This is a genomic window from Pseudomonas sp. 37 R 15 (assembly GCF_900004865.1).
In the GTDB taxonomy this organism is placed as follows: Bacteria; Pseudomonadota; Gammaproteobacteria; order Pseudomonadales; family Pseudomonadaceae; genus Aquipseudomonas; species Aquipseudomonas fluorescens_AM.
Genome location: NZ_CVTV01000049.1, coordinates 540,978 through 554,514, shown reverse-complemented (window position 1 = coordinate 554,514; position 13,537 = coordinate 540,978). Strand labels below are relative to the sequence as shown.

The following is a 13,537-nucleotide window of genomic DNA, read 5'->3' as shown; positions in this document are numbered from 1 at the left end:
AAGCGGTCCGAGCCGCCGGGGAAAGCGAAGAGAGGCCGAAGCCCCCGATCACCTGCATTAATCACAGTGCACCTTTCAAAAAAACCGCCGCGTTGTGACAGACCAGCAATGGAACACCGGTACGTTGATCGCTACACATTTTTTGGAATCGCCCAGCAAAGACTGCTTGGTAATCGGCAACTGCTGCGATTCAGGCGAATCCACAGAAGTTGTATCAAGAAGGGAGCGTAGTCTACCGGAAAGGCGCTATCAGCTCAAACCTTGATCGCAGGTCTGTGGCAACCAATGTAATTGCCAGCCATCCGACGAGCCGCGCCATAACCCCGCAAGCGTTGGCACAGCCAGCAATCGCTCGCCCCGATACAGCAGCGGCAATCTGCCACGGACGAACCCGGGCACACCACACTCATTGAACAGACGCTTCAGGTCGCGTCGGCCGCGACCTGGCACTTCGATGATTTCGCCACCCTGCCGATAGCGGACCTCCAGCGGACCTCCAGGCACCTCGCCGATCAGTTTCAACCGACCGTTTCCAGGTAACTCGAGTGTTTTATGCGCATCGGGCCAGCTCACCGATGCGTCGGAAAATTCCGACCACATAAAGGGCAACCACCAGATGCGCTCGCCACAGCGGTGCAACTCGCCGTCGGCCAGACGCCATACCGGCTGTGCATCACCCTTGGCATCGCGCAGGGAAAACCAGCCGGCCCAGTGCTCGCTGTCGGGTAGGCGGGTCAGTGGCGCCAGCCAATGGCGCAGTGCGTTGCGCTGACGGGCGTCGGAAAGCTCGCGCAAAGGCGCAAGAAGCAAAGAGCGCAAAGGCAACCAGGGAAACGGTGAGGGTTGATCGGCGCGCTGCTGGTCCATAACGGCCAGCTCATCGAGCAAACCCTGGGCTTCTCCCAAATGCCCAGCCGTGCGGGCCAGGCTTGAAACCACGTGCGGCCAGCGCTGCGCCAGCCCTGGAAAGACATGGTGCCGAAGATAATTACGGGAGAAGCGTGGATCGGCGTTCGAAGGGTCTTCGATCCACTTCAAGTGATGTTCGTGGGCGTAGGCCTGCAGCTCGACACGCCCGACATCCAGCAGCGGGCGCACCAGATGACCTGCCGCCAACGTACGATGCGCAGGCATTGCGGCAAGCCCACGCACGCCCGCACCGCGCAGCAGGCGGAACAACAGGGTTTCGGCTTGATCGTCGCGATGTTGACCGGTGAGCAACACCTCCCCTGCCCCGATCACCCCGGCGAAGGCCAGATAACGTGCGTTACGAGCCGCGCGCTCAAGGCTGGCACCGGGCTGTACCTGCACGCGCAGGATGCGCAAGGGCACGCCGAGGCTGTCGCAGACCGACTGGCAATGAGCGGGCCACGCATCGGCGGCCGCTTGCAGGCCATGATGAACATGCACGGGACTGAGCGGCGGAAGCGCTTCGGTTTTTGCCAGGGAGGCCAGAAGGTGCAGCAGGACGGTGGAATCCAGGCCACCGGAGAATGCGATGTGCCAGGCCGGGGCATTGCGCCAGGGGGCCAGGGTTTTCAGAAGTCGGGCCGGCAGGACTGATTTCATCACAGGTTACCGCCGCAAATCTGAAATACGTTCGTCAAGCATACACAAAGCAAATGTGGGAGGGGGCTTGCCCCCGATAGCCGTGTGCCAGTCACCCGATACGGTGACTGATACTCGGCAATCGGGAGCAAGCCCCCTCCCACATCAAGTTACGGTGTCGACTTAGAGGCCGTAACTCATCAAGCGCTCATAACGACGGGCCAGCAGCGCTTCGTTATCCAGCTTCTTGAGCATCGCCAGTTGCGAGCCCAGTTCGGCACGGATGGTTGCGGCAGCGGCAGCCGGGTCACGGTGTGCGCCGCCCAGTGGCTCGGCGATCACTTTGTCCACGATCCCCAGGCCTTTGAGGCGATCAGCGGTGATGCCCATGGCTTCAGCTGCGTCCGGCGCCTTTTCGGCGGTTTTCCACAGGATCGAAGCGCAACCTTCCGGCGAAATCACCGCGTAGGTCGAATATTGCAGCATGTTCAGCTGGTCGCAGACGCCAATGGCCAACGCACCGCCGGAACCGCCTTCACCGATCACAGTCGCGATAATCGGGGTTTTCAGGCGCGCCATGACGCGCAGGTTCCAGGCAATCGCCTCGCTCTGGTTGCGCTCTTCGGCGTCGATCCCAGGGTAGGCACCCGGCGTGTCGATGAAGGTCAGGATCGGCATCTTGAAGCGTTCGGCCATTTCCATCAGGCGGCACGCCTTGCGGTAGCCTTCCGGACGTGGCATGCCGAAGTTGCGACGCACTTTTTCGCGCACTTCACGGCCTTTCTGATGGCCGATCACCATTACCGGCTGGTCGTCCAGGCGAGCGATACCGCCCACAATGGCCGCGTCGTCCGAGAAGTGGCGGTCGCCATGCAGCTCGTCGAATTCAGTGAAAATGTGCTGAATGTAGTCCAGGGTGTACGGACGGCGCGGGTGGCGGGCCAGGCGCGCGATCTGCCAGCTGGTCAGCTTGCCGAAGATGTCTTCGGTGAGCGTGCTGCTCTTGTCTTGCAGGCGGGCGATCTCATCGCCGATGTTCAGCGAATTATCGTTGCCGACCAGGCGCAGCTCTTCGATCTTGGCTTGCAGGTCAGCGATCGGCTGTTCGAAATCAAGAAAATTCGGGTTCATAAGCGTCCGTCTTGGGTCGACGGCCAAGGAGTGCCTGGCCAGCCGGTTGTCTATTCGCGCCCTACCTTAAGGGAGAGGCGCGGTTAGGTCGAGATTAAATATTCAGCCGAGGTCAGGGGCGCTGACCGTCAACGGTATTGGAGGAAGACGTTGTCTCGCCCGAACTGGTCACGCAAAGCTTGAATCAAGCCGTCAGCCGGATCAATTCGCCAGGTCTCGCCAAACTGCAGCATGGCCTTGGCGTCGTTGCCGGTGTACTCCATGGTCACCGGGCACGCGCCACGGTGACGCTTGAGCAGGTCACCCAACCAGCGTAGCTGATCGCCCTTGAGTGCCTCGGTCTTGACTTTCAGGCGCAGGCTTTCGGCCAGATTGGTGCGTGCATCTTCCATGCTCATCACCCGCTTGATGCGCAGGCGCAGGCCGCCGGAGAAATCGTCGTTGCTGACCTCCCCCTCCACCACCACCATGGCGTCGGTCTGCAGCAGCGACTGGGCGGAGTGGAACGCGTCGGCAAACAGCGAGGCTTCGATCCGGCCCGAGCGGTCATCGAGGGTGATGAAGCCCATCTTGTCGCCCTTCTTATTCTTCATCACGCGCAGGGCGATGATCATGCCGGCGACGGTCTGGGTGTCCCGGGCCGGTTTCAGGTCGATGATGCGCTGGCGGGCAAAACGGCGGATTTCGCCTTCGTACTCGTCAATCGGGTGACCGGTGAGGTACAGGCCCAAGGTGTCTTTCTCGCCCTTGAGACGTTCCTTGAGGGTCAGTTCCTTGGCCTTGCGATGGTTGGCATACACATCCGCGTCTTCTTCGACGAACAACCCGCCAAACAGGTCGGCGTGGCCGCTGTCATGGGTACGGGCAGTCTGTTCGGCAGCCTTGATCGCTTCTTCCATAGCGGTGAGCAACACCGCGCGATTGCGGTCGATACTGGCCTGGTAAGCCTTCGGCTCGTCATGGAAATACGGGCCAAGGCGGTCCAGCGCGCCGCTGCGGATCAGGCCGTCAAGGGTGCGTTTGTTGATACGCTTGAGGTCGACCCGCGCACAGAAGTCGAACAGATCCTTGAAGGGCCCGTCCTGGCGCGCTTCGGTGATGGCTTCCACCGGGCCTTCACCGACCCCCTTGATCGCGCCGAGGCCATAAATGATGCGGCCTTCGTCGTTCACCGTGAACTTGAACTCCGAGGCGTTCACGTCCGGCGCGTCGAGGCGCAGCTTCATGGTGCGCACTTCCTCGATCAAGGTCACGACCTTGTCGGTGTTGTGCATATCCGCCGAGAGTACCGCCGCCATGAACGGCGCCGGATAGTGGGCTTTCAGCCAGGCGGTCTGGTACGACACCAGGCCATAGGCGGCGGAGTGGGATTTGTTGAAGCCGTAACCGGCGAATTTCTCCACCAGGTCGAAGATGTTACCGGCCAGGTCGGCGTCGATATTGTTGGTGGCACAGCCCTCAATGAAACCGCCGCGCTGCTTGGCCATTTCTTCGGGTTTCTTTTTACCCATGGCGCGACGCAACATGTCCGCGCCGCCGAGGGTGTAGCCCGCCATGACCTGGGCAATCTGCATCACCTGTTCCTGATACAGGATGATGCCGTAGGTTGGCGCCAGTACCGGCTTGAGGCCTTCGTACTGATAGTCGGAGTGCGGGTACGCCAGCTCGGCGCGGCCGTGCTTACGGTTGATGAAGTCATCCACCATGCCCGATTGCAACGGCCCCGGACGGAACAGGGCCACCAGTGCGATCAGGTCTTCCAGGCAGTCGGGCTTGAGCTTTTTGATCAGCTCCTTCATGCCCCGGGATTCAAGCTGGAACACTGCCGTGGTTTCGGCTTTTTGCAGCAGGCTGTAGGTCGGTTTGTCGTCCAGCGGGATGAACGCGATATCCAGCGGTTCCTCGCCCACCTTGGCGCGGTCGCGGTTGATGGTCTTGAGCGCCCAGTCGATGATCGTCAGGGTGCGCAGGCCGAGGAAGTCGAACTTCACCAGGCCGGCCGCCTCCACGTCATCCTTGTCGAACTGGGTAACCAGGCCGTCACCTTCTTCGTCGCAGTAGATCGGCGAGAAGTCAGTCAGCTTGGTCGGCGCGATCACCACGCCGCCGGCGTGTTTACCGACGTTACGCACCACGCCTTCGAGCTTGCGCGCCATGTCCCAGATTTCGGCGGCTTCTTCATCGACCTTGATGAAGTCGCGCAGGATTTCTTCCTGCTCGTAGGCTTTTTCCAGGGTCATGCCGACTTCGAACGGGATCATCTTCGACAGGCGGTCAGCCAGCCCGTAGGACTTGCCCTGCACCCGGGCCACGTCGCGGATTACAGCTTTGGCGGCCATGGAACCGAAGGTGATGATCTGGCTCACCGCATTGCGGCCGTACTTCTCGGCCACGTATTCGATCACGCGATCGCGGCCGTCCATGCAGAAGTCGACGTCGAAGTCGGGCATGGATACACGTTCCGGGTTCAGGAAGCGTTCGAACAGCAGGTCATATTCCAACGGGTCAAGGTCGGTGATCTTCTGCACGTAGGCCACCAACGAGCCCGCACCTGACCCACGGCCCGGACCTACCGGTACGCCGTTGTTCTTGGCCCACTGAATAAAGTCCATCACGATCAGGAAGTAACCGGGGAACCCCATCTGGATAATGATATCCAGCTCGAAATTCAGCCGATCGACGTAGACCTGGCGCTTGGCTTCGTAATCTTCGGTGGTGTCCTTCGGCAACAGGACGCGCAGGCGATCCTCCAGGCCATCGAACGACACCTTGCGAAAGTACTCGTCGATGGTCATGCCATCGGGAATCGGGAAGTTGGGCAAAAAGTGCTTGCCCAGCTTCACTTCGATGTTGCAGCGCTTGGCGATTTCGACCGAGTTTTCCAGGGCCTCGGGCAAGTCGCTGAACAGTTCGGCCATTTCCTCGGCGCTTTTGAGGTACTGCTCTTCGCTGTAGTTCTTCGAACGGCGCGGGTCATCCAGGGCGCGGCCTTCGCCGATGCACACGCGGGTTTCGTGGGCTTCGAAATCTTCCTTCTTGATAAAGCGCACATCGTTGGTCGCCACCAGCGGCGCGCCCAGCTTATCGGCCAGGGCCACTGCGGCGTGCAGATGCTCTTCATCGTTGGGGCGGTTGGTGCGCTGCACTTCGAGGTAGAAGCGGTCGGGGAACACCTGCATCCATTCGCGGGCCAGCACTTCGGCTTCCTGCGGGTTGCCACCGAGCAGCGCGATACCAACCTCGCCCTCCTTGGCGGCCGAGAGCATGATCACGCCTTCGCTGGCTTCGGCCACCCACTCGCGCTCGATGATGATCGAGCCATTGCGCTGACCATCGATAAAGCCACGGGAAATCAGCTCGGTCAGGTTGCGATAACCCACGCCGTTCATCGCCAGCAGGCTGATGCGGCTCAGCGGATTATCCGGGTCTTTGTTGGACAGCCACAGGTCGGCGCCACAGATCGGCTTGATACCTGCGCCCATGGCGTTTTTGTAGAACTTGACCAGGGAGCACATGTTGTTCTGGTCGGTAACCGCCACCGCCGGCATGTTCATGCCCACCAGGGTCTTGACCAGCGGTTTGATCCGTACCAGGCCGTCGACCAGGGAGTATTCAGTGTGCAGGCGTAGATGAACGAATGAAGCCGGCATAGTGATCCTGTGCAGTAACTTGGAAACGACAAGGCCCGGGATTGTACCGGGCCTGGAGCAAAACATCAGCCTCGCGACTACACCTCGCTGAGGCTCTCGCGCAGCTCATAAGCCTGGCGCACCGGGGCGAACGAGCGGCGGTGGATCGGCGTAGGACCGAGTCGCGCCAGGGCTTCCAGATGAACGGGCGTCGGGTAGCCTTTATGGCCGCCCATGCCGTAGCCCGGGTAAACCAGATCGAAAGCCGCCATTTCGCGGTCGCGGCTGACCTTGGCCAGGATCGACGCCGCCGCAATGGCCGGCACCTTGCTGTCACCCTGGACCACGGCCTCGGCGCGCATCGCCAGTTTGGGGCAACGGTTACCGTCAATCATCGCCAGCCTGGGGGTGATATGCAGCCCTTCAACTGCACGCTGCATGGCAAGCATGGTGGCGTGCAGGATGTTCAGTTCGTCGATTTCTTCGACTTCCGCCCGGGCGATATGCCAACTCAAGGCCTTTTCACAGATCTCGTCATAGAGTTTTTCACGACGGGCTTCAGTGAGTTTTTTCGAATCATTAAGGCCCAGGATCGGACGGTTCGGGTCGAGGATCACCGCCGCCGTTACGACCGCACCGCACAACGGGCCGCGCCCGACTTCGTCGACACCCGCCACCAGTTCGTGGGCCTGTGCAACCAGGCTGAAATCCAGGCCCATCTGCGTACTCATAAAGCTTCCTGTTTTTGGCCGATCAGGTTCAGCACGGCATCCGCCGCCTGGTTCGAGGCATCACGGCGCAAGGTGCGGTGAATAGCGTCGAAACCACGGGTCTGCTCTTCGCCGCCATCAATCAAGGGTAGTAGCGTTTGCGCAAGCGCTTCGGGCTTAGCATCGTCCTGCAACAACTCCGGCACCAGCAACCGTTGAGCCAGCAGGTTAGGCAAGGAAATGTACGGGCTTTTGACCATGCGCTTGAGAATCCAGAAGGTCAGCGGCGCCAGACGATAGGCCACCACCATCGGACGTTTGTACAGCAGGGCCTCCAGGGTTGCGGTACCCGACGCAATCAATACAGCTTCGCAGGCGGCCAGGGCCAGGTGCGACTGGCCGTCGAGCAGGGTCAGCGGCAGGTTGCGCCCCTCCAGCAATGTTTCAATTTGCGCGCGACGCTGCGGGCTGGCGCACGGCAGCACAAAACGAACGCCCGGCTTGAGTGTTTGCAGGCGTTCGGCGGCATCAAAAAACAGGCTGCCAAGACGTCCGACTTCCCCTCCCCGGCTACCCGGCATCAACGCGACCAGCGGGCCGGCGGCCAACCCCAGTTCGGTACGCGCCGCGTCACGGTCAGCGTGCAAAGGAATGGCATCGGCCAGGGTATGGCCGACAAACCGCACCGGCACGCCCTGCTCTTCGTAGAACCTGGCCTCGAATGGCAGCAGGGTCAGCATCAAGTCGCAGCCTTCGCGAATCTTCAGCACACGCTTTTGTCGCCACGCCCATACGGACGGGCTGACATAGTGCACGGTCTTGATCCCGGCCTGGCGCAACTTGAGTTCAATGTTGAGGGTGAAGTCCGGGGCATCGATACCGATAAAGACGTCGGGCCTTTCATCGATCAGCGTCTTGATCAGTAGCTTGCGCCGAGCAAGCAATTCACGCAGGCGCCCCAGCACCTCGACCAACCCCATGACCGACAGGCGCTCCATCGGAAAGTAGGAGGTGAGGCCTTCGGCCTGCATCAAGGGGCCACCCACGCCGATAAATTCGATTGCGGGGTGCCGGACTTTCAGAGCCCGCATCAGGCCGGCGCCGAGGATATCGCCGGAAGCTTCCCCGGCGACCAATGCGATACGCAACTTGGCCATGATCAGCGGGTAATGCCGCGAGTCGACGCCTGGATCGAGTCACGAAACACCGCGACTTCCGGGAACGACGCTGCCGGCTCGGCCAGTTCGATCAGGGCCTGCTCAACCGTCAGCCCTTGACGGTAAACCGTCTTGTAGGCGCGGCGCAGGGCCTGGATTGCGTCGTCGCTGAAACCGCGACGGCGCATGCCTTCGAAATTCATGCTGCGGGCTTCGGCAGGATTGCCGAACACCGTGACGAATGCAGGGACATCCTTGCCGATGGCGGTGCCCATGCCGGAAAAGCTGTGGGCGCCGATATGGCAATATTGATGCACCAGGGTGAAACCGGACAGGATCGCCCAATCATCCACATGCACGTGCCCGGCCAACGCGGTGTTGTTGACCAGGATGCAATGGTTGCCAATCACGCTGTCGTGGCCGATATGCGCATAGGCCATCACCAGGTTGTGATCACCCAGCGTGGTCTCGGCTCGATCCTGCACGGTGCCACGGTGAATGGTCACGCCTTCACGGATGATGTTGTGGTCACCGATGACCAGGCGTGTTTCTTCACCCTTGTACTTCATGTCCGGGGTGTCTTCGCCTACCGAGGAAAACTGGTAGATACGATTGTGTTTGCCAATGCGGGTCGGACCCTTGAGGATCACGTGTGGCCCGATGACAGTCCCCTCGCCGATTTCCACACCTGCGCCGACGATCGACCAGGGGCCGACCTCAACGTCGGCGGCCAGTACGGCCGACGGATCGATGATTGCGCGAGGGTCAATCAAACTCATAGTTTGCGTTCCGCACAGATGATCTCGGCAGAGCACACCGGCTTGCCATCCACCGAAGCCTGGCATTCGAACTTCCAGATCTGGCGCTTGCAACTGATGAACTTGGCTTCCAGGATCAACTGGTCACCCGGAGTGACCGGATTGCGGAAACGCAACTTGTCGGAACCCACGAAATAGTAAAGCGTGCCGTCGGCAGGCTTGAGGTCAAGCATTTTGAAACCAAGGATACCGGCAGCCTGGGCCATTGCTTCGATGATCAACACGCCCGGCATGATGGGATGCGCAGGAAAGTGACCATTGAAAAACGGTTCGTTGATGCTGACATTCTTGTAGGCACGAATGCGCTTTTCCTCAACATTGAGGTCCACTACACGATCCACCAGCAGGAACGGATAACGGTGAGGCAGGTATTCGCGAATCTCGTTGATGTCCATCATTTCGGGGGGAAGCCTGTAATAAAGATTGGGGGCGGGCGGACTAAAAGCACGCCCCGCTAGCAAATCAAGGAGGCAGTCTATCGGCTGTGCACACTTGATATGGAAATGGTATCAGCCTTCTGATGAAGCATCACCGCCAGGGGTCACGTCCCCAACACGCTTTTCCAGCTGTTTGAGACGTCGAGCCATGTCGTCGAGCTGTCTCAGACGCGCCGCACTCTTGCGCCATTCAGCCGCAGGCTGCATGGCGGTACCGGATGAATAAGCCCCTGGCTCGGTAATCGAGTGAGTGACCATGGTCATGCCAGTGATGAAGACGTTGTCGCAAATATCGATATGCCCCACCAGCCCCACGCCACCGGCAAGCATGCAATGCTTGCCGATTTTAGTGCTGCCGGAAATCCCCACGCAGGCAGCCATGGCGGTATGGTCGCCAATCTGCACGTTGTGGGCGATCTGGATCTGGTTGTCGAGCTTCACGCCATTGCCTATCACGGTGTCGGCCAGGGCCCCGCGATCGACCGCGGTGTTGACACCGATTTCCACGTCGTCACCGATCAATACGCCGCCGACCTGGGCAATCTTGTGCCAGATACCTTTGGCATTGGCAAAGCCAAAGCCTTCACCGCCGATCACTGCACCTGACTGAATGACCACCCGCTGCCCGATACGCACATCGTGGTAAAGAGTAACGCGAGGCGCCAGCCAGCCATCGGCGCCGATTTCGCAGCGCGCACCGATAAAGCAATGCGCGCCTACGGTGACGCCAGCGCCAATACGCGCGCCACTCTCGATGACCGCGAAAGCGCCAATGCTGGCCGCAGGATCGACCTGCGCATCCTGCGCGATCACCGCTGACGGATGGATACCACCCGCCGCCTTCGGCTTGGGATCGAACAGGTGCGATGCTTTCGCGTAGCACAGGTAGGGATCAGCCACCACCAGCGCATCCCCGATAAACCCTTCGGCGTCAGCGGCCTTGAGCAACACGGCTGCGGCTTGGCAATCGACCAGGTATTTACGGTATTGAGGGTTTGCGAGGAAGCTCAACTGAGCTGGGCCAGCCTCCTGCAAGGTGGCTAGCCCAGTGATTTCCTTCTCCTTGGAGCCACGCAAGGTGGCCCCCAGGAACTCGGCCAACTCGCCGAGCTTGATAGTCGCAGTCATGGTTTACTTCAGCTGGTTCATGCGCTCGATCACCTGGCGGGTGATGTCGTATTGAGGCTTGACGTCAATCACGGCGCCGCGCTCGAACACCAGGTCAAAGGCACCCTTCTTGATGACTTCTTCCACAGCGCTGTCGAGCTTGGGCTTGAGCTGCTTGAGCATTTCGCGGTCGGCAACCGCCTTGGCTTCGTTCAGCTCCTTGGATTGGAACTGGTAGTCACGGGCCTTTTGCTTGAACTCAAGCTCCAGACGCTCGCGCTCGCCTTGCTGCATCTTGTCGCCACCGGCAACCAGGCGGTCCTGGATGCCCTTGGCGCTGCTTTCCAGGGTCTTGAGCTTGGTCAGTTGCGGACCGAATTTCTTCTCGGCATCCACGGCATAACGCTTGGCCGCGTCAGATTCCAGCAGGGCCATCTGATAGTTCAGCACGGCGATTTTCATTTCGGCGAAGGCCGGGGTGGTTACCAGCACAGTGGCCAGCAAGACCAATTGAGTCAACTTACGCACGATGTACTCCTACAGAATCCGTTGTCGTTATCTTAGGTCAGACGCTTAGAACGTCTGGCCAAGGGAGAATTGGAAAATCTGGGTTTCAGCGTTATCCGGTTTCTTGATCGGCATGGCCAGAGCAAAGCTCAATGGGCCAAGCGCGGTCACCCAGGTCACACCCACACCCACGGAGCTCGCCAGATTGCTGAGGCTCACGTCATTGCACTGGGTGTTGGACCGCGAACCGTTCGGGTTGGTGACCTGTTCACATTTGGAGTCGAACACGTTACCCACGTCCCAGAAGACCGAAGTACGCAGGGAACGCTGATCTTTCACGAATGGCAGCGGGAACAGAATTTCCGCACCACCCTGGATCAGTACGTTACCGCCGAACGGCAGCGGGTCGTTGTCCGAGTCAGCTACAGTGCCCCGGTTACCAGTAAGCGCCTCGCCACGGCTCGGCGTACCACGAGGACCCAGGGTGCTGTCCTTGAAGCCACGTACCGAGTTGAAGCCACCCGCGTAGTAGTTTTCATAGAACGGCAAGCCGTTGGTCGAACCATAGCCGTCGCCATAGCCCAGCTCGGTGTGCAGGCGCATGGTGTAGTTGTCGCTCAACGGCTGGAACAACTGGCCGCGATAATCGAGCTTGAAGAACGACAGGTCGCTGCCCGGCGTGGTGACTTCCGCAGTCAGGCTCTGGGAATGGCCACGGGTTGCCAGTACACCTTTGTTCAGGGTCGACTCGGACCAGCCGGCAGACGCCTTGAAGTTCAGGAACTTGTCGCCTTCACGGCGGGTGAAGTCGAAAATCTCATCCACGGTGTACACACCGGTCTTGATCTCATCCTGCTGCGCGGTCAGGCCGAAGGTGAGACGCGAGGTCTCGCTGATCGGGTAACCCACGTTCACACCGGCACCGAGGCTGTCGATCGCATAGCTTGCAACGTCAACGTCGAGGTCTTTGTAATCGGTGGTGCGATAGAAGGCGTTGTAGCCCAGGCTCACACCATCTGCAGTCCAGTAGGGGTCGGTGTAGCCGAAGTTGTATCGGCTCTGGTATTCGCTTCGGGTCAGACCGATGGAGACACGGTTACCGGTACCGAGGAAGTTGTTCTGGGTAATGGAACCCCCCAGGATCAAACCGGCGCTCTGGGCGAAACCGACGCTGGCGGTAATCGAGCCCGAGGCTTGTTCTTCAACGGCGTAGTTCACGTCGACCTGGTCATCCACACCCGGTACGGCCGGGGTTTCAACGTTGACTTCCTTGAAGAAGCCCAGGCGCTCAAGTCGGGTCTTGGATTGGTCGATCAGGTAAGTCGACGCCCAACCGCCTTCCATCTGGCGCATTTCACGACGCAGCACTTCGTCCGAGGACTTGGTGTTGCCACGGAAGTTGATGCGGTTGACGTAGGCACGCTTGCCTGGATCGACGACGAACGTGATGTCCACGGTGTGGTCTTCATCGTTCGGGGTCGGCACGCCGTTGACGTTGGCGAAGGTATAGCCTTCGTTACCCAGGCGACGGGTGATCAGCTCGGAGGTGGTGGTCATCAGCTTGCGCGAGAACACCTGGTCCTTCTGGACCAGCAACAGGGACTTGACCTGGTCTTCAGGCACTTTCAAGTCACCGCTGAGCTTGACGTCACGAACCTTGTACTTCTCGCCTTCGTTGACGTTGACAGTGATGTAGACGTGCTTCTTGTCCGGGGTGATGGACACCTGGGTCGAAGCGATGTCCATATTGATGTAGCCACGGTCCAGGTAGTAGGAGCGCAGGCGTTCCAAGTCGCCGGACAATTTTTCACGGGCGTACTTGTCATCGTTCTTGAAGAACGACAACCAGTTGGTGGTCTTGAGTTCGAACAGGTCGATCAGGTCTTGATCAGCGAACTTGGTGTTGCCCACCACGTTGATATGCTGGATGGCCGCCACGGTGCCTTCGTTGATGTTGACCTTCAGGCCTACCCGGTTACGCGGCTGCGGGATCACTTCCGTTTCCACGCTCGCCGAGTAGCGGCCCTGGGCAACGTACTGGCGCTGCAGTTCGTTACGCACACCTTCAAGGGTGGCGCGCTGGAAGATTTCGCCCTCGGCCAGGCCCGACTGCTTCAACCCTTTCATCAGGTCTTCAGTGGAGATGGCCTTGTTGCCTTCGATCGTGATACTCGCGACGGAAGGCCGCTCGACGACGGTGATGACCAGGACATTGCCTTCGCGACCCAGTTGGATATCTTGAAAGAACCCGGTTTTGAACAGCGCACGAGTGGATTCCACCAGGCGACGATCATCAGCCTGTTCCCCGACGTTCAACGGCAAGGCACCAAAGACGCTACCCGCGGAAACCCGCTGGAGGCCGTTGACGCGAATATCGGAGATGGTGAAGGACTCGGCGTGAACTTCGGCGATCATCAATACGGTGAGAACCGCAGTTAGCAGCAGACGTTTCATGAAGTCCTTTCTTATTCCAACTGGCAATAAACAAACTGC

General features: G+C 59.7%; 10 protein-coding genes. All 10 read right to left on the bottom strand.

The window, feature by feature from the left end:
- Nucleotides 1-249: 249 nt before the first annotated feature.
- Complete coding sequence (tilS, locus tag BFQ04_RS17890) at nucleotides 250-1,569, bottom strand: tRNA lysidine(34) synthetase TilS (protein ID WP_065951943.1); 1,320 nt, start codon at nucleotides 1,567-1,569, stop codon at nucleotides 250-252.
- A gap of 162 nt (nucleotides 1,570-1,731) precedes the next feature.
- On the bottom strand, nucleotides 1,732-2,679 hold the full coding sequence (locus BFQ04_RS17885) for an acetyl-CoA carboxylase carboxyltransferase subunit alpha (protein WP_016976871.1): 948 nt from the start codon (nucleotides 2,677-2,679) through the stop codon (nucleotides 1,732-1,734).
- 128 nt (nucleotides 2,680-2,807) lie between these two features.
- Entirely contained in the window at nucleotides 2,808-6,329 is a 3,522-nt protein-coding gene (gene dnaE / locus BFQ04_RS17880; RefSeq protein WP_065951942.1) for a DNA polymerase III subunit alpha, read from the bottom strand.
- Between the two features lie 77 nt (nucleotides 6,330-6,406).
- Entirely contained in the window at nucleotides 6,407-7,039 is a 633-nt protein-coding gene (gene rnhB / locus BFQ04_RS17875; protein WP_065896980.1) for a ribonuclease HII, read from the bottom strand.
- On the bottom strand, nucleotides 7,036-8,175 hold the full coding sequence (gene lpxB, locus BFQ04_RS17870; RefSeq protein ID WP_065951941.1) for a lipid-A-disaccharide synthase: 1,140 nt from the start codon (nucleotides 8,173-8,175) through the stop codon (nucleotides 7,036-7,038). Before lpxB ends, rnhB begins: the two co-directional genes overlap by 4 nt.
- Before the next feature lie 2 nt (nucleotides 8,176-8,177).
- A complete protein-coding gene (gene lpxA, locus BFQ04_RS17865) occupies nucleotides 8,178-8,954 on the bottom strand; it encodes an acyl-ACP--UDP-N-acetylglucosamine O-acyltransferase (RefSeq protein WP_057723196.1) in 777 nt (258 codons plus the stop codon).
- Nucleotides 8,951-9,391, bottom strand: coding sequence for a 3-hydroxyacyl-ACP dehydratase FabZ (fabZ, locus tag BFQ04_RS17860; RefSeq protein WP_003172281.1), 441 nt, complete (start codon nucleotides 9,389-9,391; stop codon nucleotides 8,951-8,953). Before fabZ ends, lpxA begins: the two co-directional genes overlap by 4 nt.
- Before the next feature lie 111 nt (nucleotides 9,392-9,502).
- The gene (lpxD, locus tag BFQ04_RS17855; RefSeq protein ID WP_065951940.1) at nucleotides 9,503-10,558 is read right to left on the bottom strand and encodes a UDP-3-O-(3-hydroxymyristoyl)glucosamine N-acyltransferase; all 1,056 of its coding nucleotides are present in this window, start codon (nucleotides 10,556-10,558) and stop codon (nucleotides 9,503-9,505) included.
- A 3-nt stretch (nucleotides 10,559-10,561) separates the two neighbouring features.
- Nucleotides 10,562-11,065 (bottom strand): OmpH family outer membrane protein, encoded by a 504-nt coding sequence (locus BFQ04_RS17850; protein WP_003189173.1) that lies wholly within the window; start codon nucleotides 11,063-11,065, stop codon nucleotides 10,562-10,564.
- A gap of 45 nt (nucleotides 11,066-11,110) precedes the next feature.
- Nucleotides 11,111-13,498, bottom strand: coding sequence for an outer membrane protein assembly factor BamA (gene bamA / locus BFQ04_RS17845; RefSeq protein ID WP_065951939.1), 2,388 nt, complete (start codon nucleotides 13,496-13,498; stop codon nucleotides 11,111-11,113).
- Between the last annotated feature and the right edge of the window lie 39 nt (nucleotides 13,499-13,537).

Bases quoted from the DNA above. Each gene is read 5' to 3' on its own strand.
- lpxD (WP_065951940.1), bottom strand. From the start codon at position 10,558: ATGACTGCGACTATCAAGCTCGGCGAGTTGGCCGAGTTCCTGGGGGCC.
- bamA (WP_065951939.1), bottom strand. From the start codon at position 13,498: ATGAAACGTCTGCTGCTAACTGCGGTTCTCACCGTATTGATGATCGCC.
- dnaE (WP_065951942.1), bottom strand. From the start codon at position 6,329: ATGCCGGCTTCATTCGTTCATCTACGCCTGCACACTGAATACTCCCTG.
- lpxB (WP_065951941.1), bottom strand. From the start codon at position 8,175: ATGGCCAAGTTGCGTATCGCATTGGTCGCCGGGGAAGCTTCCGGCGAT.
- tilS (WP_065951943.1), bottom strand. From the start codon at position 1,569: ATGAAATCAGTCCTGCCGGCCCGACTTCTGAAAACCCTGGCCCCCTGG.
- fabZ (WP_003172281.1), bottom strand. From the start codon at position 9,391: ATGATGGACATCAACGAGATTCGCGAATACCTGCCTCACCGTTATCCG.
- rnhB (WP_065896980.1), bottom strand. From the start codon at position 7,039: ATGAGTACGCAGATGGGCCTGGATTTCAGCCTGGTTGCACAGGCCCAC.
- lpxA (WP_057723196.1), bottom strand. From the start codon at position 8,954: ATGAGTTTGATTGACCCTCGCGCAATCATCGATCCGTCGGCCGTACTG.
- BFQ04_RS17885 (WP_016976871.1), bottom strand. From the start codon at position 2,679: ATGAACCCGAATTTTCTTGATTTCGAACAGCCGATCGCTGACCTGCAA.